This is a genomic window from Pseudomonas siliginis, from assembly GCF_024072275.1.
Lineage (GTDB): Bacteria > Pseudomonadota > Gammaproteobacteria > Pseudomonadales > Pseudomonadaceae > Aquipseudomonas > Aquipseudomonas siliginis.
In genome coordinates this window covers 97,426-118,555 of the sequence record NZ_CP099598.1, presented here as the reverse complement: position 1 = coordinate 118,555, position 21,130 = coordinate 97,426, and the positions used below count along the sequence as shown (strand labels likewise).

Genomic DNA, 21,130 nt, shown 5'->3' with positions numbered 1-21,130 from the left:
CTATTAATAGAACGCCTGCAGACCGGTTTGCGCACGCCCGAGGATCAGCGCGTGAACGTCGTGGGTACCTTCATAGGTATTCACCACTTCCAGGTTGACCAGATGACGGGCCACGCCGAACTCATCGGAGATACCATTGCCACCGAGCATGTCGCGCGCCATCCGCGCAATATCCAGCGACTTGCCGCAGGAGTTGCGCTTCATGATCGAAGTGATTTCAACGGCGGCGGTACCCTCGTCCTTCATCCGGCCCAGTCGCAAGCAGCCTTGCAGCGCCAGAGTGATCTCGGTCTGCATGTCGGCGAGTTTCTTCTGCACCAGTTGAGTCGCGGCCAACGGTCGACCGAATTGCTGACGATCCAGAGTGTATTGACGCGCGGTGTGCCAGCAGAACTCGGCCGCGCCCAGTGCGCCCCAGGAAATGCCGTAGCGTGCGGAGTTGAGGCAGGTGAACGGACCTTTCAGACCTCGGACGTCCGGGAAGATGTTTTCTTCCGGCACGAACACGTTGTCCATGACGATCTCGCCGGTGATGGAAGCGCGCAGGCCGACCTTGCCGTGAATCGCCGGAGCGCTCAGACCTTTCCAGCCTTTCTCCAGAACGAATCCACGGATATCGCCGGCGTCATCCTTGGCCCAGACCACAAATACGTCAGCGATCGGGCTGTTGGTGATCCACATCTTCGCGCCGGTCAGGCTGTAGCCGCCATCGACCTTGCGCGCCCGGCTGATCATCGCGCCCGGATCGGAACCGTGGTTCGGCTCGGTCAGACCGAAGCAACCGATCCATTCGCCGGAGGCCAGTTTCGGTAGGTACTTCTGCTTCTGTGCTTCGGTACCGAATTCGTTGATCGGCACCATCACCAATGAGGATTGCACGCTCATCATCGAGCGATAGCCAGAGTCGACGCGCTCGACCTCTCGGGCAATCAGGCCATAACTGACGTAATTCAGACCACTGCCACCGTATTGTTCGGGAATGGTCGCGCCGAGCAGGCCGACTTCACCCATCTCGCGGAAGATTGCCGGGTCGGTCTTTTCATGACGGAAAGCTTCGAGCACACGCGGGGCGAGACTCTGTTGAGCGAACTGCGCGGCGGTGTCGCGGATCATCCGCTCTTCTTCGGTGAGCTGTTGATCCAGCAGCAGGGGATCGATCCAGTTGAAGCTAGCTTTACCGCCCATGAGTGTGCCCTCGCAATCGGGTGAATTAACGTGGCATTGATCCTAGGCGCGGTTCGCCGTCGGAGCAAACGAGGATTTCGCATTCTGTTGTGCTAATTTCTCACTCCGTACCGTCGCGAATAGCCTTTTATGCGGCGCATTAGTGAGGTTGACGTACATGCGCAGGAAGATCCCCAGCACCGCCGCCCTGATCAGTTTCGAAGCTGCCGCCCGCCATGAGAGCTTTACCCGTGCTGCTGAAGAACTGTCGCTCACCCAAGGCGCCATTTGCCGACAGATCGCCAGCCTGGAAGATTTCCTCAGCGTGGAACTGTTCCGACGCTCGCGACGTGGAGTGAAACTGACCGAGGCGGGTCTTTCCTACAGTCGTCGGGTGGCGACTCAGCTTGATGCGGTGGAGCGCGACACCCTCTCGGTAATGGGCCAGCAGGGCACCAACGTCATCGAGCTCGCCGTCGTCCCGACCTTCGGCACGCAATGGCTGCTGCCACGGCTCAAGGATTTCCAGCTCAAGCACCCGGAAGTGACCGTCAACCTGACCAACCGCACCCGGCCATTCCTGTTTGCCGACACCGAATTCGATGCCGCGATTTACTTCGGCGACGCCGACTGGTCGGGTACCGAATCCCACAGATTGATGGGCGAGAATCCGATGCCGGTGTGCAGTCCCACCCTACTTGGCAATCGCAAACATCTGACAGCGCAAGCCATCGCTGACCTACCGCTGCTGCAGCAAACCACCCGACCTTACGCCTGGCGCCAATGGTTCAACTCGCAGCAATTGAATATCCCTCGCGACATGACAGGTCCACGCTACGAGCTATTCTCCATGCTTGCCCAGGCAGCCATGCACGACATGGGCGTCGCGCTGATTCCGCCGTTTCTGATTCAGCGCGAGCTGACAGAGAAACGTCTGGTGGTTGCCAACTCTCAAGCGCTTTCCAGCATCAAGGCCTATTACCTGATGATTCCGGAGCGAAAGGTCGAATCGGCATCGCTGAAGGCATTTCGTGACTGGCTGGTAAATCAGGCGCAGAGCTACAGCCTAGAAGAATAAAGGCTTTGCGCAATACCTAACCCCGTAGTCAGAAAAACCAAAGCCCTACAGATATAACTATATGTCGCTTTTAAGCAGACTGTATCCGAAAGTCGTACAGACGTCCTACAAGCTGCCAAACACGCGGCTTTGAGCCTCTAATGGCGACTCATTGCTGCCTATTCACGCCACCGATGCGAATTTTTTTCAAATTCAGCCAGAATCCTTGCAGGGCACGGCCTGCAAGGGGTTCAACTGGCCATCTGCGACACTCGGTCACGGCATGACTTGTAGTTAATTTTCCGTCACCCGTCATAATCCCTTGAAGGTCATAAAGTTCGCCTGCAAAATGCCGCGCCCCGCCCTGATTCGGCGGGATCGTGCTGATCGGCCGCCCCAGTCGCACCATCCGTAGTGCATGGGTTTACTCAACAAGATCACGCAGGAGATTTGACGTGCACATTGGTGTTCCTCTCGAAACCCAGACCGGTGAAACACGGGTTGCTGCAACCCCGGAAACCATCAAGAAGCTGATCAGCCAAGGCCATAAGGTCACTGTGCAAAGCGGCGCTGGCGTTAAAGCCAGTGTCGTCGACAGTGCCTATGAAGCGGCCGGCGCAAGCATTGGCAGCGCCAATGACGCGTTTGGCGCCGAGCTGATTCTCAAAGTGGTCGCGCCAAGCGATGCCGAACTGCCGCTGATCAAGCGCGGCACGGTGCTCGTGGGCATGCTCAACCCGTTCAACAACGAGACCATCGCGAAGATGGCCGAATGCGGCATTACCGCGTTCGCCCTCGAAGCGGCGCCGCGCACCTCGCGGGCGCAGAGTCTTGATGTGTTGTCGTCGCAGGCGAACATCGCCGGCTACAAAGCGGTGTTGCTCGCGGCTCACTATTACCCACGCTTCATGCCGATGCTGATGACTGCTGCGGGTACCGTGAAAGCGGCGCGGGTGCTGATTCTTGGTGCAGGCGTGGCCGGTTTGCAGGCGATTGCCACGGCGAAACGCCTGGGTGCGGTGATCGAAGCGTCCGACGTGCGCCCAGCGGTGAAGGAACAGATCGAATCCCTCGGCGCGAAGTTCGTCGACGTGCCTTACGAGACCGATGAAGAGCGCGAATGCGCCGTCGGTGTCGGCGGTTACGCGCGGCCGATGCCGGCGAGTTGGATGCAGCGTCAGGCCCAGGCCGTGCACGAGCGCGCCAAGCAGGCCGATATCGTCATCACCACCGCGCTGATTCCGGGCCGCAAAGCGCCGACGCTGCTCAGCGCCGAGACCGTGGCGCAGATGAAGCCGGGCTCGGTGGTCATCGACCTAGCGGCCGCTCAGGGTGGCAACTGTCCGCTGACCGTCGCCGATCAGGTCGTTGTGGAAAACGGTGTGACGATCGTCGGTCCGACCAACCTCGCCGGTGAAGTCGCCGCCGACGCTTCGGCGCTGTACGCACGCAACCTGCTGGACTTCCTCAAGCTGGTGTTCACCAAGGAAGGCCAGTTCGACGTCAACCTCGAAGACGACATCGTCGCCGCGTGCCTGATGTGCCGCGACGGCCAAGTCATCCGCAAAAACGCCTAAGCAGGGATTCAGACGATGGAAGAGCTTATCTCCCCCGGTATCTACAACCTGATCATCTTCGTGCTGGCGATTTATGTCGGTTACCACGTGGTCTGGAACGTTACACCTGCGCTGCACACGCCGTTGATGGCAGTCACAAACGCCATTTCCGCGATCGTGATCGTCGGCGCCATGCTCGCCGCTGCGCTGACAGTCACGCCTTTGGGCAAGACCATGGGCACGCTGGCTGTGGCACTGGCGGCGGTCAATGTGTTCGGTGGCTTCCTGGTCACTCGCCGCATGCTTGAGATGTTCAAAAAGAAAGCCCCGAAAGCAAAAGAAGAGGCGCCGAAGTAATGAGCATGAATCTCGTGACGACGCTCTACCTGATCGCGTCGATCTGCTTTATCCAGGCCCTCAAAGGCCTGTCCCACCCGACCACCTCGCGGCGCGGCAACCTGTTCGGCATGCTTGGCATGGCGCTGGCCATCATCACAACGGTCGGCCTGATCTATAAGCTCGGGGCTGAGCTCGCTACAGCCGGTATCGGTTACGTCATCGTTGGCCTGCTGGTCGGCGGCACCGCCGGTTCGATCATGGCCAAACGCGTTGAAATGACCAAGATGCCGGAACTGGTAGCGTTCATGCACAGCATGATCGGCCTCGCGGCGGTGTTCATTGCCATTGCGGCAGTGGTTGAGCCGCAGTCGTTGGGTATCGTTAAACAGCTGGGCGATGCGATCCCGGCGGGCAACCGTCTGGAGCTGTTCCTCGGTGCGGCAATCGGTGCGATCACTTTCTCCGGCTCGGTGATTGCCTTTGGCAAGCTCTCGGGCAAGTACAAGTTCCGCCTGTTCCAGGGCGCACCGGTACAGTTCAGTGGCCAGCACAAGCTCAATGCGATTCTGGGTCTGGCAACGCTGGTTCTCGGTCTGACTTTCATGTTCACCGGCAACCTTACGGCGTTCGCACTGATGCTGGCGCTGGCGTTCGTGATGGGCGTGCTGATCATCATCCCGATCGGCGGCGCCGACATGCCGGTGGTGGTTTCGATGCTCAACAGCTATTCCGGCTGGGCGGCGGCGGGCATCGGTTTCTCGCTGAACAACTCGATGCTGATCATTGCCGGCTCGCTGGTGGGTTCGAGCGGTGCGATTCTCTCGTACATCATGTGCAAGGCGATGAACCGCTCCTTCTTTAATGTACTGCTCGGCGGTTTCGGCAATACGGCAGATGCAGGTCCTGCCGGTGCGCAGGAAGCCCGCCCGGTGAAATCCGGCTCGGCGGATGACGCGACTTTCCTGCTGACCAACGCCGACACCGTGATCATCGTGCCGGGTTATGGCTTAGCAGTAGCGCGTGCACAACATGCGCTGAAGGAGCTGACCGAGAAGCTGACCCATCGTGGCGTGACTGTGAAGTACGCGATCCACCCGGTGGCCGGTCGGATGCCTGGGCATATGAACGTCCTGCTCGCCGAGGCCGAAGTGCCTTACGACCAGGTGTTCGAGATGGAAGACATCAACTCCGAGTTCGGTCAGGCCGACGTGGTGCTGGTGCTCGGCGCGAACGACGTGGTCAACCCGGCCGCGAAGAACGATCCGAAGTCACCGATTGCCGGTATGCCGATTCTCGAAGCGTTCAAGGCCAAGACCATCATCGTCAACAAGCGCTCGATGGCCAGCGGCTATGCCGGTCTGGACAACGAATTGTTCTATCTGGACAAGACCATGATGGTTTTCGGCGACGCGAAGAAAGTCATCGAAGACATGGTCAAAGCGGTCGAGTAATCACCCGTTGCAATAACGAACGCCCCGACTTGTCGGGGCGTTTTTGTTTGCGCCAGACGCTGGACAATTTGCCGCGTTGTTGCAGATCCGGTAACGGTGTTTTACTGCAAACCCGCGAAATAGAGGCCTCGTTTGCGACCTTGGTAGCGGGACAGGCGCCGGCCAAATTCACTAGACTGCGCATCCTGCTACTCGTTGCCCGAGATAATAATCCATGTACCGTGACCGTATTCGCCTGCCTTCGTTGTTGGACAAAGTGATGAGCGCTGCCGACGCCGCTGCTCTGATTGAGGACGGCATGACCGTCGGCATGAGCGGTTTCACCCGCGCCGGCGAAGCCAAGGCCGTTCCCCATGCACTGGCCGAGCGCGCCAAGGTCACGCCGCTGAAGATCAGCCTGATGACCGGCGCCAGCCTGGGCAACGACCTCGACAAGCAACTGACCGAGGCCGGCGTGCTGTCGCGGCGCATGCCGTTTCAGGTCGACAGCACGTTGCGCAAGGCAATCAACGCCGGCGAAGTGATGTTCATCGACCAGCATCTCTCGGAAACCGTAGAGCAACTGCGCAACCAACAGTTGAAGCTGCCGGACATTGCCGTCATTGAGGCAGTCGCCATCACCGAACAAGGCCACATCGTGCCGACCACTTCGGTGGGCAACTCGGCCAGCTTCGCGATCTTCGCCAAACAAGTGATCGTCGAGATCAACCTGGCCCACAACGCCAACCTCGAAGGCCTGCACGACATTTATATCCCGACGTACCGCCCGACGCGGACGCCAATCCCGCTGGTGAAAGTCGACGATCGCATCGGCAGCACGGCGATCCCGATTCCGCCGGAGAAGATCGTTGCGATTGTCATCACTCAGCAGTCGGACTCGCCGTCCACAGTGTCGGTACCGGACGTTGATACCAACGCTATCGCTGAACACCTGATCACCTTCTTCAAGCAGGAAGTTGCGGCCGGGCGCATGACCAACAAGCTCGGCCCGCTGCAAGCCGGAATTGGCAACATCGCCAACGCGGTGATGTGCGGCTTGATCGACTCGCCGTTCGAAGACCTGACCATGTATTCGGAAGTGCTCCAGGACTCGACTTTCGACCTGATCGATGCCGGCAAGCTGAGCTTCGCCTCGGGCAGTTCGATCACCCTGTCCGAGCGCCGCAACAGCGACGTGTTCGGCAACCTGGAGAAGTACAAGGACAAACTGATTCTGCGGCCGCAGGAGATCTCCAATCACCCGGAAGTGGTGCGGCGTCTGGGCATCATTGGCATCAACACCGCGCTGGAGTTCGACATCTATGGCAACGTCAACTCCACCCATGTCTGCGGTACGCGGATGATGAACGGCATCGGCGGTTCCGGCGACTTCGCGCGCAATGCGCATCTGGCGGTATTCGTGACCAAGTCGATCGCCAAGGGTGGCGCGATTTCCAGCGTGGTGCCGATGGTCAGCCACGTCGACCATACCGAGCATGACGTCGACATCCTGGTGACCGAAGTCGGCCTCGCCGACCTGCGTGGCCTGGCGCCACGGGAGCGTGCACGAGTGATCATCGACAACTGCGTGCATCCGGACTTTCGCCAGGCACTGAATGACTATTTCAGCGCTGCCTGTGCAATCGGCGGGCACACCCCGCACATTCTGCGCGAAGCCCTGAGCTGGCATATGAACTTGGAAGAAACCGGGCGCATGCTGGCGGTGTGATTCACACAGATAACCACCGAGGCAAACACAGTTTTGCCTCGGTGGATGCGCGCGAGAAGCAGGATCGCAAAAAACTGTACTGCTGTACCGGTCTTTTCCTACAGCAAAGCCCTACTCAATCCCGTGATACGAGCCGAAATGCACCAATCAAGTGCGGACAGGTACAGTTTGCCCAATTTCGACCCGTACACCATCCATAAACAGTTAACTGCTCACTCACAATACAAATGAACTGTATCTACAGAGACTATCCAAACGAGAGGATCATGGGCACCAGTCAAACCACTACCTGATCCCGCCACAAGCGGAAGGATGTCAACCATGGAACGTACACTCAGTTCCGAACTGTTCTTCGAAGACAAAGCTGTAAACACCCAGGCTTCCCTGCCTCTGCGCGTTATTGCCAACCTGATGTTGTGGCAGCGCCGCATCTCCAGCCGCCACCAACTGGCCCGTCTGGATTCGCGTCTGCTGGCTGACGCCGGTATCAGCGAAGCACAACGCTACGAAGAGCTGAGCAAGCCGTTCTGGCGCTAAGCAGCGTCGCTGGCTCTGGTCGTCAGACCCACCGCCAGCAACCCGAATTGCACAAGCAGAACCCGTCGTGGGCAACCACGACGGGTTTTGTCGTTTCAGGGGCCTTGAATGCTCTAAAACGCATATATGAACGAGCACAGGTACAATTTAAGAAATACTCGAATATACCAGTACAGTTATCCAGAAACTTTGGAGTATCACTGGCCACCACTGGGCGAACCGCATCTGGCAGCCTAATATCCATGCAGAACGTGGCGAACGTTGCGCAACAGGCGTCTGACTCCTCAGATACCGAGCCACCTCTCACTACGGTTTATCCAAAGGAGTTCCATCATGACCCGTCTTCGTCTGCTCAGTGCCGCCGCCCTGCTGGCCGTGGCTGCCAACGCCAGCGCTACCAGCTTCATCGTCACCACCGACTCGATCGTCGGCGCGCTGAAAGCCTCCTCCGACGCCACTTCCGATGTGACCTCCTCGTTCCGTGACGACAAGATCGTCCTCGCCGCCCGCGACGATGCCGCCAGCTTCGTGGCCAGCGAAGGCGATATCCGTGGAGTGAAGCTGGAAAGCGCGCTCGATCACATCCGCCATCAGGCGCCGCAACTCAATGCCACCGATGCCCAATTGGCTCAGGCCATTCTGACCCTCTGATCGTTTGCGGTATTGCGGGACACGCCAGCCGTGTCCCAATGTTTCAACGCTGGCTCTGGCCCGGGCATTTGCGCTAGCCTTCAGGCTCGTTAACAGTTGTCGAGTCCCATGCGCTTTCTTCCAAACCTGCTCATCTCTTCTACTTTATTCACGGCCTGCTGGGCGATGTCCGCCAACGCCTTCGATGCTTTCAATGCGTCGACCCAAGGCACGGTTGTCAGCGGTTACGCCACCAGCATGGTGTCTTCTGCGCCGTTCGACCGTAAACTGCTGCGCGCCGCTCATGATGACGCGGCCGCCTTTGTTGCCAGTGACGGTGAATGGCGAGGCGCAAGGCTGGAATCCGCGCTGCATTACCTGCGCAAAACCCGGCCGAAACTTCATGCCAGCGACCTTGAACTGGCAGAGGCAATTCTCGTCCAATAGTTATCCTTTTCCTTCCGGAGTCGTTCCATGCGTAGCCCGCTGATTGCTGCCGCCTTTGGCCTGTTTGTGTTGGCCGATGTGGCCCAGGCGCACACCCTGGTAGCCACCAGTAACATCATCGTTCGTGCCTCCCAGCGCAGCATCGATTTCACTTCCGATACCACCACGTCGATTCGCGATTCGAAAATCATCCGCGAAGCCCACGACGACGCCGCCAGTTTCGTCGCCAGCAACGGCGACATCCGTGGCGCGCATCTCGAAGCCGCGCTCAACACTTTGCGTAATCGCGTGCCGGAAGCGCGCGACGCCAGTGATCAGGTACTCGCCGAAGCCATTCTCGCGCTGTGAAGTCCGTTGGCGCCTGGCTGCTGGCCGGGGCATTGTTGCTGCTCGGCAACAGCGCCCACGCCGGCCTGCAATTGCGGCTCAAGACCGAGGGTCTGAGCCCGGCTCAACAACAGGCCAGTCAGGCGCTGATCGATGAGGCGATGGCGAAACTGCCGCCGAGCTTCATCGAGCGGCTGGATCGGCGCATCGACGTCGGCTGGACCGACGACATGCCTGCCAACGCTTACGGGCAGGCGACGCTGGTGTCCGAGCTCGATCTGAATCGCAAACTGCTCGCCGGTCTCACCGATGGCAGCGCGGCGAAAGAGAAAACCAATCGCCCCCACGGCACTGTGCGCCAGGAACTGCTGGCCACGGTGCTGCACGAAATCACGCATATCTACGACCGCGCGCGTTTATGGCCGAGCGCCGAGCGCACGTTGATCCAGCTCTGCACCCGACGCTTCAACAGCGCCGGGCTGATCGGTATGCCCGATGAGTGTCGCGGGCAGAACGGTCGCCGCTTCACCATCAGCGACGACCCGCGCCTGCTCGATCTGGCCGGGTGGCAACAGTACGTCGGTCGCCGTGGCGAGCGTGAACAACATAACCGACAGATCGCCCGCAGTCCGGATCTTTACGAGATCTCCAGTCCCAAGGAATTCGTCGCGGTCAACATGGAGTACTTCCTCCTCGACCCGAGCTACGCCTGCCGCCGCCCGGCGCTGTATCGCTACTACAAGGAACATTTCGGCTGGGCGCCGCCAGCGCAGGACACCTGCAGCAAGAGCTTCGCCTTTCTCAATGCGGGCAATGACTTCGCCAAGCAGCCTCTGGGGCAAGTCGATCCGGAACGGGTCTATGCCGTCGATTACCTGCTGGCCGAGGCCAATCAGAACTGGGTCAGCCGCTGGGGTCACAGCATGCTGCGCCTGGTGATCTGCGCCCCCGGTCGCCCGCGTGGCCCGGATTGCCGCCTCGACCTCGACCAGCACCTGGTGCTGTCCTATCGCGCCTTCGTTGGCGATGTGCAGCTGTCGAGCTGGGACGGACTGGTCGGCAAATACCCGTCGCGGCTGTTCGTATTGCCGCTGGCGCAAGTGATCGACGAATACACCAAGACCGAGCTGCGCAGCCTCGCTTCGGTGCCGCTGAAGCTGTCTCGCGAGGAAATCGAAGGCGTCGTCGAACATGCCGCCGAGATGCACTGGAGTTACGACGGCAACTACTTCTTCCTGTCCAACAACTGCGCGGTAGAAGGTTTGAAACTGTTGCGCAGTGGCAGCAATAACAGCCAACTGGTCAGCCTCGACAGCATCATGCCCAACGGCCTGCTCGAAGTGCTCAAGGGCCGTGGTCTGGCCGACACCAGTGTGCTCGACAATCCGAAAGAAGCGCTGCGTCTGGGTTACCGCTTCGACTCGTTCCGCGATCGCTATCAAGCGATGTTCGATGTGTTGAAGAAGCAACTGCCGATCAAGCAGACCACTGTCGAAGACTGGCTGTCACTCAGCGCTGAACAACGCCGCGAATGGTTCGACCGCGCCGACCTGCGCACCAGCGCGGCGCTGTTGCTGCTCGAGCAGGCGAGTTTCCGCCGGCAGTTGTTACTGGCGCAGGATGAGGTCAAGCAACGTTACCTCGGCGCCCGCGAGCTGGAAAATGGCGGCATGGACAAGGCCAACGCGACCTTGCAGGAGATCCTCGCCAACAGTGGTTTCCTCAGCCGCCCGGCGGAACTGCTCGACTCTAAAGGGTACGGACTACCGCAGCCGAGCGAGTTTGGCCGACTGGAAGCGGAAAGCAGCCAGCGGCAGAAGAAGCTGCTGGCACTGTCCGGCGATCTCGATACCGAAGTGCGCAAGCTGCTCGAACCCAAGCGCGCCGCCGAGATTGCCGCCAGCGAGGCCAACGTCAAGCAGATTGGCGAGCATTTGCGCAAACTGCACAAGGCTTCGGGCGGACTGCAATTACCCTGAGCACAAAAAAAGGCTTCAGAACGCCTGTTCTGAAGCCTTTTTGTTTTCCCCTGCGGCTTTAGAGGCGAGCCTTGCGCACGCCTTGGGACAGCGCCGAACACAGACTCAACACGCCATCGATGGCCTGCTCAGGCGTATCGGCACTGGCGATGTGATCGATCAACGCCGAGCCCACCACCACACCGTCAGCCAGACGCGCTATCGCCGCAGCCTGCTCCGGCGTACGGATACCGAAACCGATGCTGATCGGCAGGTCGGTATGCCGACGCAGACGTGCAACCGCCTCTTCCACATGTTCCAGAGTCGCTGCACCGGCGCCGGTGACACCCGCGACCGACACGTAGTAGACAAAACCGGAACTACCGTTGAGCACACGCGGCAGGCGCGCGTCGTCGGTGGTCGGCGTGGTCAGGCGGATGAAGTCCAGGCCAGCAGCCTGCGCCGGGTCGCACAGCTCTTCGTTGTGCTCTGGTGGCATGTCGACCACGATCAGGCCATCGACGCCGGCATCCTTGGCTTCTGTGATGAAACGCTCGACGCCGAATTTGTGGATCGGGTTGAAGTAACCCATCAACACCAGCGGCGTGTCGCTGTTGCCTTCACGGAATTCGCGAACCATTTGCAGGGTTTTCGCCAGATTCTGTTTGGCGCCCAGTGCGCGGATATTGGCCAACTGGATCGCCGGGCCATCGGCCATCGGATCGGTGAACGGCATGCCCAGTTCGATCACGTCGGCACCTGCGGCAGGCAGGCCTTTGAGGATTGCCAGCGAAGTGTCGTAGTCAGGATCGCCAGCGGTGACAAAGGTCACCAGCGCGGCGCGGTTCTGTTGCTTGAGGTCGGCAAAGCGGGTTTGCAGGCGGCTCATCAGTGTTTCTCCTGCTGCGACTGTTGCATATGGTGCATTACGGTTTGCATGTCCTTGTCGCCACGGCCCGAGAGGTTGACCACCATCAGGTGATCCTTCGGCAGCTTCGGTGCACGTTTGAACACTTCGGCCAGGGCGTGAGCGCTTTCCAGGGCAGGGATGATCCCTTCCAGACGGCAGCATTTGTGGAACGCTTCAAGCGCTTCGTCGTCGGTCACCGAGGTGTACTGGACGCGGCCGATGTCATGCAACCAGGCGTGTTCAGGGCCGATGCCCGGATAGTCGAGGCCAGCGGAAATCGAGTGGGCGTCGATGATCTGCCCATCGTCGTCCTGCAGCAGGAAAGTGCGGTTACCGTGCAGCACGCCCGGCACACCGCCGTTCAGACTGGCCGCGTGCTTGCCGGTTTCGATGCCATAACCGGCGGCTTCGACGCCGATGATCTCCACGCTCTTGTCATCGAGGAACGGGTGGAACAGGCCCATGGCGTTGGAACCGCCACCGATGCATGCCACCAGACTGTCCGGCAGACGACCTTCCTGAGCCTGCAGCTGATCGCGGGTTTCCTTGCCGATGACGGCCTGGAAGTCGCGGACCATTGCTGGATAAGGGTGTGGGCCGGCCACAGTGCCGATCAGATAGAAAGTGTTGTCGACGTTGGTCACCCAGTCACGCAGGGCTTCGTTCATCGCATCCTTCAGGGTGCCGGTGCCAGCCACCACCGGAATGACTTCAGCGCCAAGCAGCTTCATGCGGAAGACGTTGGCCTGCTGACGTTCGATGTCGGTGGTGCCCATGTAGATCACGCAGTCCAGACCGAAACGCGCAGCGACGGTGGCCGTGGCCACGCCGTGCATGCCGGCGCCGGTCTCGGCGATGATGCGCTTCTTGCCCATGCGCCGCGCCAGCAGGATCTGGCCGATGCAGTTGTTGATCTTGTGCGCGCCGGTGTGATTCAGCTCTTCACGCTTGAGGTAGATCTTGGCGCCGCCGCAGAACTCGGTCAGGCGTTCGGCGAAATACAGCGGGCTCGGACGTCCGACGTAATCACGCTGGAAGTAGGCCAATTCTTCTTTGAATGCCGGATCTTCCTTGGCCGCTTCGTATTCGCGGGCCAGGTCGAGGATCAACGGCATCAGGGTTTCCGCTACATAACGGCCACCGAACGCACCGAACAGGCCGTTGGCGTCAGGGCCGTTGCGCAGATCAGAGGTGTTCGAAGTCTGGGTCATGGGTCGCTCCAGGTAAATTCGGTCAGAAGACAATGACGACCACTCTACCCCTGACTTTCCAGGCTGAAAACCGATAAGATCGCCGCAACCTGTCAGGAAAACTCACAGATACCATGAGCCACGACCTTCCCCCGCTCAATGCCTTGCGCGCCTTCGAGGCCACCGCCCGTCTGAACAGCGTCAGTCAGGCTGCCGAGCAGCTGCATGTCACTCACGGCGCGGTCAGCCGCCAGCTGAAAGCGCTTGAAGAACATCTCGGAGTGAGTCTGTTCGTGAAGGATGGGCGCGGCTTGAAACTCACAGATGCCGGCGTGCGTCTGCGCGATGCCAGCGCTGAGGCGTTCGATCGCTTGCGCACTGTTTGTGCGGAATTGACCCAAAGCACTGCCGATGCGCCGTTCGTGCTTGGTTGTTCGGGGAGTCTGCTGGCGCGCTGGTTCATTCCGCGCCTGGGGCGGTTGAATGCCGATTTGCCTGATCTGCGACTGCACCTGTCGGCCGGTGAAGGCGATCTCGACCCTCGGCGCCCGGGACTCGATGCGCTATTGCTGTTCGCCGAGCCACCGTGGCCGGCCGATATGCAGGTCTATGAACTGGCGGCGGAACGCATCGGCCCGGTGATGAGCCCGTTATTCAGCGGTTATCAGAACCTGCACGACGCTCCTGGCGCAGAATTGCTCAAGCAGCCCTTGCTGCACACCACCTCTCGCCCACAAGCCTGGCCGAGCTGGGCGCAGCAAAACCACCTCGATCCCAAGGCGTTGAAGCTCGGGCAAGGTTTTGAGCATTTGTATTATTTGCTGGAGGCGGCTGTTGCAGGTCTCGGCGTGGCTATCGCACCGGAGCCGCTGGTAACCGAAGATCTGAAGGCAGGACGCCTGGTTGCGCCATGGGGCTTCTGCGAAACCCCGGCGCAACTGGCGTTGTGGCTACCCAAGCGCGCCGCGGACGGGCGCGCTCGGCAACTGGCGCAGTGGCTCAAAAACGAGCTGCGCCAGCCTGATCACTCACCGCGCTTGAACAAAAAGTAGGCAGCGAGCAGACCGATTGCACCGACAGCCACGCCAGCCGTGGTCCATGGGTGTTCCTGCGCATAGTCACGAGTGGCAATGCCGGTCTCGCGGGTTTTCACTTTGACTTCTTCGTACGCGTCGCTGAGCAGATGACGGGAATGTTTCAGTGCACTTTCGGCATTGCTTTTCAGCGCCTTGAGGGTCTTGCGCGACTCGTCCGAAGCATCGTCTTTCAAGCTTTCCAACGATTTGAGCAGACTCTCGATCTCGGCTTCCATGCTTTGCAACGAGGCTTTACGTAAAGAGGTGTTGGCCATGGTGGCTCTCCTGCATTGGTGATGAGTGGCGTGTGTTGGTTGGGACTTCACCACTTCGAGAAAGTGCAGAAATTCTGAACTTCGCCAGCGCAGCGGCGCCGAAATCAACAGTGCAATTGCCTGCTAGGCTCAATTTCACACGCCATTCCAACCCAAGGAGAACGCCATGAGTGACCATCACACGTACAAGAAAGTCGAGCTGGTCGGTTCGTCCACCACCAGCATCGAAGACGCCATCAACAACGCACTGGCCGAAGCCAACAAAACCCTGCGCAATCTGGAATGGTTTGAAGTGACCGAAACCCGTGGCCACATCGAAAACGGCCAGGTGGCGCACTTTCAGGTAACGCTGAAAGTCGGCTTCAAGATTGCCGCCAGCTGAGTTTGAGCTAGTCTTCTGAACTTGCGCGCTGGCCGAGTGCCATAGGGAATGGCAAAGCGCTACAAGGTGAGCGCATCGGGTGGATGACCCGATGCCCGCCTCATTCAATCCGACCAGGGAGTGCGACCGATGAAGAAGTTCATGTTGGCAGTAGGTTTGTTGAGCCTTGCGGGTGGTGCGTTTGCAGCCGGCAAGCCATGTGAAGAGCTGAAAAGCGAAATCGCCGCGAAGCTCGACGCCAAAGGCGTATCCGGTTATTCGCTGGAAGTTGTCGACAAGGGTGCGGCCGTTGATGGCGACGTCGTCGGCAGTTGCGAAGGCGGCAGCAAGGACATCGTCTACAAGCGAGGTTGATTGCGCCTGAAACACAAAAGCCGACGTGGATGCGTCGGCTTTTTTGTGGACGATGATTTTCCGGGTAGGAGCTGCGGGACGCTGCGATCTTTTGATCTTGATTTCAAATCATAATCAAAAGATCGCAGCCTCGTTGCACTCGACAGCTCCTACAAGGGCTCGCGTTATCCCTTCATGACTTGGGCCAGCAATTCGTAGGAATGGATGCGATCGGCGTGTTCGTAAAGATCACTGGTGAAAATCAGCTCGTCCGCCTGGGTCTGCTCGATCAAAACCTCAAGCTTGGCGCGGATCTTCTGCGGGCCGCCGACCATGGCGAGACCGAGGAAATCGCCCACCGCTTCACGTTCATGGGGCAGCCACAGGCCGTCCATGGTTTTCACCGGCGGACGCTGCACCAGGCTCTGACCACGCATCAGCGCAAGAATGCGCTGGTACACCGACGTCGCCAGATAATCGGCTTGCTCATCGGTATCCGCTGCCACCAGCGGCACGCCGAGCATCACGTACGGCTTGTCGAGCACCGCCGACGGTTTGAAGTGATTGCGGTAGATGCGGATCGCCTCGTGCATGAAGCGCGGCGCGAAGTGCGAGGCGAAGGCGTAAGGCAAGCCGCGCTCACCCGCCAATTGCGCACTGAACAGGCTTGAGCCGAGCAGCCAGACCGGCACGTTGGTGCCGGTGCCGGGCATGGCGATCACCCGTTGCTCCGGGGTGCGCGGGCCGAGGTAGCGCATCAGTTCGGCAACGTCTTCAGGGAAGTCGTCAGCGCTGCCCGAGCGCTCACGGCGCAAGGCGCGGGCGGTCATCTGGTCAGAGCCGGGCGCGCGGCCCAGACCCAGGTCGATCCGTCCCGGGTACAGGCTCTCGAGGGTGCCGAACTGCTCGGCGATCACCAGCGGCGCATGGTTGGGCAGCATTACCCCGCCGGAACCGACGCGGATCGTCGACGTGCCTCCGGCCAGATAGCCGAGCAACACCGAAGTTGCCGAACTGGCGATGCCGTCCATGTTGTGATGTTCGGCGACCCAGAAGCGCGTGTAGCCGAATTTCTCGGCATGCTGCGCCAGGTCCAGCGAGTTGCGCAGCGATTGCGCCGCGCTGCCGTTTTCGCGCACTGGCACCAGGTCGAGGGTGGAAAATTTTACGTCGGACAGTTTTTTCATGAACCTGCATCTCCGGGTGGGGAGGCAGGTTTTTCTTGCGAGCGAAAACCTGCCAAATCCATAAGCGTGTTTTATGGAATGAGGGCATATACCCGAGATTCAATAGCAGCGGCGAAATTTCCTACTAAAAAAGTCAACGATTCAGCCAGGCTGAACTTTGTTCCGCCGTCTATCCTCAGAAGCCTTGCTAGTAAAAACCGCGAAGGCGCGGCGTCCCGCGCCACATTTGAGGAGGCAGACATGGCTATCGTGAAAAAGGCATCGGCGCATTGGGAAGGCGATCTGAAAACCGGTCTCGGCTCGATCTCCACCGAAACCGGCGTACTGCGCGAAGCGCCGTACGGCTTCAAGGCGCGCTTTGAAGGCGGCAAGGGTACCAATCCGGAAGAACTGATCGGCGCGGCCCACGCCGGCTGCTTTTCCATGGCGTTTTCGATGATTCTCGGCGATGCCGGCCTGAAGGCAGACAGCATCGACACCAACGCTGAAGTCACCCTCGATCAGGTTGACGGCGGCTTCGCAATCACTGCGGTAAAGCTGATTCTCAAGGCGAAGATTCCAGGCGCAACTCAGCAGCAGTTTGAAGAACTGAGCAACAAGGCCAAGGAAGGTTGCCCGGTTTCCAAAGTGCTGAACGCGAAGATCACCCTCGAGGCTTCGCTGGTCAGCTGATTGGGCGTTTGCAGGGCTGACGCTTTCGCGGGCAGGCTCGCTCCCACAGGGGATTTGTGCACGGCGCAGATCCAGTGGGGGAGCGAGCTTGCTCGCGAAGGCAGTCTAGAAACCTGCTCAGCGGCCGGCAATTAATACAAGGTGTGAGCAAAGTCAGAACCCGCTCCGCAGAATTGTGGTCGAATAATCGACAGCAGCTTCAGCGCACACCCGTGCGCGCTGCCTCAAGGAGCTTCATCGATGAAACGTATTGGCTTGGCGATCCTTTGCAGTGCACTGGCCACTTCCGCTTTCGCAGCCCCCAAGAAGTGCGAAGAGCTCAGAAAGGAAATCGAGGTTAAAATTCAGGCGAAAGCGGTCCCAACGTACACCCTGGAAATCATCACGGCGGAGGAGGCGAAGCAGCATGACTCGGCCATGATCGTCGGTACTTGCGAGAACGGCACCAAGCGAATCATCTATCAGAAAAACGATAGCTGATTGCCTATCACGGCACGCAATTGATCTGCCGCTCGTTGGCAACGATCTGCCCCTGACGATTGATCAAGCGTGCACTTGGCGTGAAGGCCAGCGATCGGGCCTCAAGGCGGTAACGCTGCCCGGCCTCGAAGTATTCATAGGGCACGGTCATGTAACACAGCCGCTCTTGCGGATCGGTATCCATGCCCTGACCACCCCCGAATACTTCGAAGTCAAAGCGCACGGTGAGCTCATGACTACCGGGCGTCACCTGAAAAAACCGTCCGTCGCGCGAGCGCTGTTTATCCAGGCGCTCGGCCATCAGCACCTTGCCGCCGGGGGTAGGCATGGCGAAGTCGACCCAGGCTTTGTCTGGATCGGCCGCCGGCAACGGGCTCTGACAACCGGCGAGCACACTGGCGGCCAGCAATGTCGTCAACTTGCGCATGATCGATATCCTTAGACGGGATTTCCAGCATAGCGCCGATCAACTGCTCTGACAGCCCGCCGGTGTGCCCTGACCGACAACCTTGCGCTGTTCGTCATACAGCTTGGCCCAAGGCCTGAAGCCGATGCTGCCAGCCTGCAGCTGATAGCGCTGGCCGGCGTTGAAGTCCTTGAATTTCACGCTCAACTGGCAATCGCGCCACAGCGGTTCGGCAGTCGGGCCGATATTGGTGGCCTCGACCGGGAATTGATAGCGCACCTTCAGCTCATGGCTGCCGGGCTGCACTTCGAAATAGCGTTTGTCGATGGCCTGGGTGGCATCGACTTGAACGGCTTGCAGCGCCGTGTCGTGTTGGCGAGCGTCAAGATCGATCCAGGCTTGCGAGGGGTCGGGGTCGGGCATTCCGAATCCGGCACAACCGGCCAGCGTCAGCAGGCCTCCTGTCAGCATGAACATGCGCATAGCGGTGCTCCTTGAGGCGGGATAGTCTTGGGGCAGACTTTCCGGGGAATTTCTTATTTTGATCAGGCCGTTTTCCAGCCTTGGGTTACTTGATCGCGTTTTTCCGATTTTGTTTCCGGGTGTGTTGTTTTTGTTGCTCAACGGTTGCGCCAGCGTCAGCTATTACAGCCAGCTCGCCAGCGGCCAATTGCAATTGCTGCGCGCCCGGGAGCCGGTGGAGAAGGTCATTGCCGACCCCAGCCGCGATGCCAAATTGCGCGCGCATCTGGCTCAATCACAAAAGGCCCGTACCTTTGCCAGCGAGCATCTGCATTTGCCGGATAACCAGAGCTATCGCCTGTACGCCGATATCCATCGCCCCTACGTGGTGTGGAATGTGTTCGCTACTCAAGAGTTCTCCCTGACACCGCAGAATCACTGCTTCCCGATTGCCGGCTGCGTGGCCTATCGCGGCTACTACAGCCAGAGCGCCGCCCGTGGCGAAGCGGCGATTCAACGTTTGCAGGGTATGGATGTGTCGATCGGCGGGGTCGAAGCGTACTCGACGCTTGGATGGTTCAATGACCCGATCCTCAATTCGATGATGGGCTGGGGCGATGAGCGACTGGCCACGCTGATCTTTCATGAGCTGGCGCACCAGAAGTTCTATGTGAAGGACGACACCGAATTCAACGAGTCATTTGCCACGTTTGTCGAGCAGGAAGGTACGCGGCAATGGCGCGCCTTTCGCGGGCTACCGGCAGAGTCGGATGCGAGGCTCAAGCAGCGTGACCAATTCATCGAACTGGTACTCGCCACGCGCTCACGACTGGAGAAGCTGTATGCGCAGCCGCTGTCGGTTGAGCAAATGCGTGAGCACAAAGCAGCTGAATTCGAGCGCTTGCGCCGGGAGTATCAGGCAACGCGCGACAGTCAGTGGGCCGGGGACAAGCGCTATGACGCCTGGGTCAATGCGCCGCTGAACAATGCGCGGTTGTTGCCGTTCGGGCTGTATGACCAGTGGGTGCCGGCGTTTGCGGCGCTGTTCAGGCAGGTGGGTGGGGATTGGCTGAGGTTCTATGCCGAGGTTGAGCGGTTGGGGCGATTGCCGGTTGATGAGCGTAAGGCGGCTTTGAGGGCCTTGGCAGTTCCTGAGTCCACCAGCGGCTGAACGGGCCTCATCGCTGGCAAGCCAGCTCCCACAGGGACAGCGGTGAGCCTGAAGAATCGCTAACCTGTGGGAGCTGGCTTGCCAGCGATAGCCATCTGCTCAGCGCTGCAAAAAAGCCTGATGCAACGCATTCAAAGTTTCGAAGTGATAAGCCGGCGATTCGGCGTTCAATTCCTCGAAGCTGCCAAACCCATAGCCCACCGCCGCCGCATCCAGGCCGTTGCTGCGGGCGCCGATCAGGTCATGCTTGCGATCACCGATCATCAGGGTCTGTGCCGGGTTCAGGCGTTCTTCCTCAAGCAGGTGCGCAATCAGCTCAACCTTGTTGGTCCGCGTGCCGTCCAGCTCGCTGCCGTAGATCACTTTGAAGTGGCGGGCGAAGTCGAAGTGCCGGGCGATCTCGCGGGCGAACACCCACGGTTTGGACGTTGCGATGTACAACTGCCGCCCCTGCCCGCTCAAGGTTTCCAGCAACGGCGTCACCCCGTCGAACACCCGATTCTCGTAGAGCCCGGTGACCTTGAAGCGCTCACGGTAGAAATTCACCGCTTCCCAGGCCTTGGCCTCGTCGAAGTCGTAAAACTGCATGAACGCTTGCAGCAGCGGCGGGCCGATGAAGTGTTCAAGTTTGCTCAGGTCCGGCTCGTCGATGCCGAGATTGGCCAAGGCAAATTGAATTGAGCGGGTGATGCCCTCACGCGGGTCGGTCAGGGTGCCATCGAGGTCGAACAGTACAGTCTGGTAGTGCATGGAAATTCCCGAGCAGGTGTAAGGCGATTCAGAGCTGGTCGTAGCCTTCGGCCAGATGCAGGTCCTTGAGCTTGACGTAATTCGCCGCGCTGTAGGTGAAGAAGGCGTTTTCCTTTTCGGTCAGCGGGCGCACTTGCTTGACCGGGCTGCCGACATACAGGAAGCCGCTCTGCAGACGCTTGCCCGGCGGCACCAGGCTGCCGGCGCCGATGATCACATCGTCCTCGACCACGGCGCCGTCCATGACGATGCTGCCCATGCCGATCAATACGCGGCTGCCAACGGTGCAGCCGTGCAGCATGACCTTGTGGGCGATGGTCACATCATCGCCGATCAGCAAGGGAAAACCGTCCGGGTTGAACGGGCCGGCGTGGGTGATGTGCAGCACACAGCCGTCCTGCACGCTGGTGCGCGCACCGATGCGGATGCGGTGCATGTCGCCACGGATCACCGTCAGCGGCCAGACCGAGCTGTCTGCGCCAATTTCGACGTCGCCGATCACCACCGCCGAACCGTCGACGAATGCGCCGTTGCTCAAGCGGGGGGTGTGATTCTGATATTTGCGAAGGGACACGATTAGTTCTCTCTCTGTCGCCGATAGCTGCGGTGAGTGCCGATTGTAATTAAGATGGGCGCATGTTTCTTCCAGCCAAGGTGCCAAC

Annotated in this window: 25 protein-coding genes; 16 read left to right on the top strand and 9 right to left on the bottom strand. The window is 59.6% G+C overall.

Annotation, left to right across the window (positions count from 1 at the left end):
• Positions 1-3: 3 nt before the first annotated feature.
• Positions 4-1,185, bottom strand: a complete 1,182-nt coding sequence (locus NF676_RS01150; protein ID WP_024015035.1) for an acyl-CoA dehydrogenase — start codon at positions 1,183-1,185, stop codon at positions 4-6.
• Positions 1,186-1,342: 157 nt separating this feature from the next.
• Between NF676_RS01150 and NF676_RS01145 the strand changes: the two genes are divergently transcribed.
• The 10 genes from NF676_RS01145 to NF676_RS01100 all read left to right on the top strand — a co-directional run bounded on the left by NF676_RS01145 (position 1,343) and on the right by NF676_RS01100 (position 11,195).
• On the top strand, positions 1,343-2,242 hold the full coding sequence (locus NF676_RS01145) for a LysR family transcriptional regulator (protein WP_252887089.1): 900 nt from the start codon (positions 1,343-1,345) through the stop codon (positions 2,240-2,242).
• A 434-nt stretch (positions 2,243-2,676) separates the two neighbouring features.
• On the top strand, positions 2,677-3,798 hold the full coding sequence (locus NF676_RS01140) for a Re/Si-specific NAD(P)(+) transhydrogenase subunit alpha (protein WP_041476446.1): 1,122 nt from the start codon (positions 2,677-2,679) through the stop codon (positions 3,796-3,798).
• 15 nt (positions 3,799-3,813) lie between these two features.
• Complete coding sequence (locus tag NF676_RS01135) at positions 3,814-4,134, top strand: NAD(P) transhydrogenase subunit alpha part 2 (protein ID WP_003220416.1); 321 nt, start codon at positions 3,814-3,816, stop codon at positions 4,132-4,134.
• Entirely contained in the window at positions 4,134-5,567 is a 1,434-nt protein-coding gene (locus NF676_RS01130; protein WP_041476447.1) for an NAD(P)(+) transhydrogenase (Re/Si-specific) subunit beta, read from the top strand. Before NF676_RS01135 ends, NF676_RS01130 begins: the two co-directional genes overlap by 1 nt.
• 214 nt (positions 5,568-5,781) lie before the next feature.
• Positions 5,782-7,275, top strand: a complete 1,494-nt coding sequence (gene scpC / locus NF676_RS01125; protein ID WP_071173986.1) for a succinyl-CoA:acetate CoA-transferase ScpC — start codon at positions 5,782-5,784, stop codon at positions 7,273-7,275.
• Between the two features lie 321 nt (positions 7,276-7,596).
• Positions 7,597-7,812 (top strand): DUF1127 domain-containing protein, encoded by a 216-nt coding sequence (locus NF676_RS01120; protein WP_007911656.1) that lies wholly within the window; start codon positions 7,597-7,599, stop codon positions 7,810-7,812.
• 333 nt (positions 7,813-8,145) lie between these two features.
• A complete protein-coding gene (locus NF676_RS01115; RefSeq protein ID WP_042608980.1) occupies positions 8,146-8,463 on the top strand; it encodes a DUF2388 domain-containing protein in 318 nt (105 codons plus the stop codon).
• A 108-nt stretch (positions 8,464-8,571) separates the two neighbouring features.
• Positions 8,572-8,889 carry a DUF2388 domain-containing protein gene (locus tag NF676_RS01110; protein WP_122603580.1) on the top strand — a complete coding sequence of 106 codons (318 nt, stop codon included), beginning with the start codon at positions 8,572-8,574 and terminating at the stop codon, positions 8,887-8,889.
• A gap of 27 nt (positions 8,890-8,916) precedes the next feature.
• Complete coding sequence (locus NF676_RS01105) at positions 8,917-9,237, top strand: DUF2388 domain-containing protein (RefSeq protein WP_122506363.1); 321 nt, start codon at positions 8,917-8,919, stop codon at positions 9,235-9,237.
• Positions 9,234-11,195, top strand: a complete 1,962-nt coding sequence (locus NF676_RS01100) for a DUF7844 domain-containing protein (protein ID WP_252887088.1) — start codon at positions 9,234-9,236, stop codon at positions 11,193-11,195. The genes NF676_RS01105 and NF676_RS01100 overlap by 4 nt, the downstream gene beginning before the upstream one ends.
• A 58-nt stretch (positions 11,196-11,253) precedes the next feature.
• Here the strand turns inward: NF676_RS01100 and trpA are convergent, their stop codons facing one another.
• Together trpA and trpB are read right to left on the bottom strand one after the other, a co-directional pair.
• A complete protein-coding gene (gene trpA / locus NF676_RS01095) occupies positions 11,254-12,063 on the bottom strand; it encodes a tryptophan synthase subunit alpha (RefSeq protein ID WP_252887087.1) in 810 nt (269 codons plus the stop codon).
• Positions 12,063-13,295, bottom strand: coding sequence for a tryptophan synthase subunit beta (gene trpB / locus NF676_RS01090; RefSeq protein WP_016772302.1), 1,233 nt, complete (start codon positions 13,293-13,295; stop codon positions 12,063-12,065). The genes trpA and trpB overlap by 1 nt, the downstream gene beginning before the upstream one ends.
• A gap of 113 nt (positions 13,296-13,408) precedes the next feature.
• Here trpB and NF676_RS01085 point away from each other — a divergent pair, with 113 nt between their 5' ends.
• Complete coding sequence (locus tag NF676_RS01085; RefSeq protein WP_252885102.1) at positions 13,409-14,326, top strand: LysR family transcriptional regulator; 918 nt, start codon at positions 13,409-13,411, stop codon at positions 14,324-14,326.
• Here the strand turns inward: NF676_RS01085 and NF676_RS01080 are convergent.
• Complete coding sequence (locus NF676_RS01080) at positions 14,299-14,625, bottom strand: ElaB/YgaM/YqjD family protein (RefSeq protein WP_039757078.1); 327 nt, start codon at positions 14,623-14,625, stop codon at positions 14,299-14,301. The genes NF676_RS01085 and NF676_RS01080 overlap by 28 nt on opposite strands.
• A 166-nt stretch (positions 14,626-14,791) precedes the next feature.
• Here NF676_RS01080 and NF676_RS01075 point away from each other — a divergent pair, with 166 nt between their 5' ends.
• Both NF676_RS01075 and NF676_RS01070 read left to right on the top strand, forming a co-directional pair.
• Positions 14,792-15,007 carry a dodecin gene (locus tag NF676_RS01075; RefSeq protein WP_016772305.1) on the top strand — a complete coding sequence of 72 codons (216 nt, stop codon included), beginning with the start codon at positions 14,792-14,794 and terminating at the stop codon, positions 15,005-15,007.
• A gap of 129 nt (positions 15,008-15,136) precedes the next feature.
• Positions 15,137-15,361: a DUF1161 domain-containing protein gene (locus NF676_RS01070; protein WP_056791302.1), complete on the top strand. Its 225-nt coding sequence runs from the start codon at positions 15,137-15,139 to the stop codon at positions 15,359-15,361.
• 164 nt (positions 15,362-15,525) lie between these two features.
• Here the strand turns inward: NF676_RS01070 and NF676_RS01065 are convergent, their stop codons facing one another.
• The gene (locus NF676_RS01065) at positions 15,526-16,527 is read right to left on the bottom strand and encodes an LLM class flavin-dependent oxidoreductase (RefSeq protein WP_056791299.1); all 1,002 of its coding nucleotides are present in this window, start codon (positions 16,525-16,527) and stop codon (positions 15,526-15,528) included.
• A 240-nt stretch (positions 16,528-16,767) separates the two neighbouring features.
• Between NF676_RS01065 and NF676_RS01060 the strand changes: the two genes are divergently transcribed.
• Positions 16,768-17,199 (top strand): OsmC family protein, encoded by a 432-nt coding sequence (locus NF676_RS01060; protein ID WP_016772308.1) that lies wholly within the window; start codon positions 16,768-16,770, stop codon positions 17,197-17,199.
• 240 nt (positions 17,200-17,439) lie between these two features.
• Positions 17,440-17,679, top strand: coding sequence for a DUF1161 domain-containing protein (locus tag NF676_RS01055; protein WP_252887086.1), 240 nt, complete (start codon positions 17,440-17,442; stop codon positions 17,677-17,679).
• 7 nt (positions 17,680-17,686) lie between these two features.
• Here NF676_RS01055 and NF676_RS01050 read toward each other — a convergent pair whose 3' ends face one another.
• Both NF676_RS01050 and NF676_RS01045 read right to left on the bottom strand, forming a co-directional pair.
• On the bottom strand, positions 17,687-18,106 hold the full coding sequence (locus NF676_RS01050; RefSeq protein WP_252887085.1) for a PA0061/PA0062 family lipoprotein: 420 nt from the start codon (positions 18,104-18,106) through the stop codon (positions 17,687-17,689).
• A 39-nt stretch (positions 18,107-18,145) separates the two neighbouring features.
• A complete protein-coding gene (locus NF676_RS01045) occupies positions 18,146-18,568 on the bottom strand; it encodes a PA0061/PA0062 family lipoprotein (RefSeq protein ID WP_056791288.1) in 423 nt (140 codons plus the stop codon).
• Positions 18,569-18,626: 58 nt separating this feature from the next.
• Between NF676_RS01045 and NF676_RS01040 the strand changes: the two genes are divergently transcribed.
• Positions 18,627-19,718 carry an aminopeptidase gene (locus tag NF676_RS01040; protein WP_252887084.1) on the top strand — a complete coding sequence of 364 codons (1,092 nt, stop codon included), beginning with the start codon at positions 18,627-18,629 and terminating at the stop codon, positions 19,716-19,718.
• A gap of 99 nt (positions 19,719-19,817) precedes the next feature.
• On the opposite strand, the gene NF676_RS01035 is transcribed toward NF676_RS01040, so the two are convergent.
• Positions 19,818-20,468 (bottom strand): HAD family hydrolase, encoded by a 651-nt coding sequence (locus NF676_RS01035; RefSeq protein WP_252887083.1) that lies wholly within the window; start codon positions 20,466-20,468, stop codon positions 19,818-19,820.
• 28 nt (positions 20,469-20,496) lie between these two features.
• Positions 20,497-21,042, bottom strand: a complete 546-nt coding sequence (locus tag NF676_RS01030) for a gamma carbonic anhydrase family protein (RefSeq protein WP_150637331.1) — start codon at positions 21,040-21,042, stop codon at positions 20,497-20,499.
• Positions 21,043-21,130 lie beyond the last annotated feature (88 nt).

Bases quoted from the DNA above. Each gene is read 5' to 3' on its own strand.
- NF676_RS01070 (WP_056791302.1), top strand. From the start codon at position 15,137: ATGAAGAAGTTCATGTTGGCAGTAGGTTTGTTGAGCCTTGCGGGTGGT.
- NF676_RS01120 (WP_007911656.1), top strand. From the start codon at position 7,597: ATGGAACGTACACTCAGTTCCGAACTGTTCTTCGAAGACAAAGCTGTA.
- NF676_RS01050 (WP_252887085.1), bottom strand. From the start codon at position 18,106: ATGCGCAAGTTGACGACATTGCTGGCCGCCAGTGTGCTCGCCGGTTGT.
- NF676_RS01045 (WP_056791288.1), bottom strand. From the start codon at position 18,568: ATGCGCATGTTCATGCTGACAGGAGGCCTGCTGACGCTGGCCGGTTGT.
- NF676_RS01080 (WP_039757078.1), bottom strand. From the start codon at position 14,625: ATGGCCAACACCTCTTTACGTAAAGCCTCGTTGCAAAGCATGGAAGCC.
- trpA (WP_252887087.1), bottom strand. From the start codon at position 12,063: ATGAGCCGCCTGCAAACCCGCTTTGCCGACCTCAAGCAACAGAACCGC.
- NF676_RS01115 (WP_042608980.1), top strand. From the start codon at position 8,146: ATGACCCGTCTTCGTCTGCTCAGTGCCGCCGCCCTGCTGGCCGTGGCT.
- NF676_RS01035 (WP_252887083.1), bottom strand. From the start codon at position 20,468: ATGCACTACCAGACTGTACTGTTCGACCTCGATGGCACCCTGACCGAC.
- NF676_RS01075 (WP_016772305.1), top strand. From the start codon at position 14,792: ATGAGTGACCATCACACGTACAAGAAAGTCGAGCTGGTCGGTTCGTCC.
- NF676_RS01130 (WP_041476447.1), top strand. From the start codon at position 4,134: ATGAGCATGAATCTCGTGACGACGCTCTACCTGATCGCGTCGATCTGC.
- NF676_RS01105 (WP_122506363.1), top strand. From the start codon at position 8,917: ATGCGTAGCCCGCTGATTGCTGCCGCCTTTGGCCTGTTTGTGTTGGCC.
- NF676_RS01135 (WP_003220416.1), top strand. From the start codon at position 3,814: ATGGAAGAGCTTATCTCCCCCGGTATCTACAACCTGATCATCTTCGTG.
- NF676_RS01065 (WP_056791299.1), bottom strand. From the start codon at position 16,527: ATGAAAAAACTGTCCGACGTAAAATTTTCCACCCTCGACCTGGTGCCA.
- NF676_RS01110 (WP_122603580.1), top strand. From the start codon at position 8,572: ATGCGCTTTCTTCCAAACCTGCTCATCTCTTCTACTTTATTCACGGCC.
- NF676_RS01145 (WP_252887089.1), top strand. From the start codon at position 1,343: ATGCGCAGGAAGATCCCCAGCACCGCCGCCCTGATCAGTTTCGAAGCT.
- NF676_RS01060 (WP_016772308.1), top strand. From the start codon at position 16,768: ATGGCTATCGTGAAAAAGGCATCGGCGCATTGGGAAGGCGATCTGAAA.
- NF676_RS01150 (WP_024015035.1), bottom strand. From the start codon at position 1,185: ATGGGCGGTAAAGCTAGCTTCAACTGGATCGATCCCCTGCTGCTGGAT.
- trpB (WP_016772302.1), bottom strand. From the start codon at position 13,295: ATGACCCAGACTTCGAACACCTCTGATCTGCGCAACGGCCCTGACGCC.
- scpC (WP_071173986.1), top strand. From the start codon at position 5,782: ATGTACCGTGACCGTATTCGCCTGCCTTCGTTGTTGGACAAAGTGATG.
- NF676_RS01055 (WP_252887086.1), top strand. From the start codon at position 17,440: ATGAAACGTATTGGCTTGGCGATCCTTTGCAGTGCACTGGCCACTTCC.
- NF676_RS01085 (WP_252885102.1), top strand. From the start codon at position 13,409: ATGAGCCACGACCTTCCCCCGCTCAATGCCTTGCGCGCCTTCGAGGCC.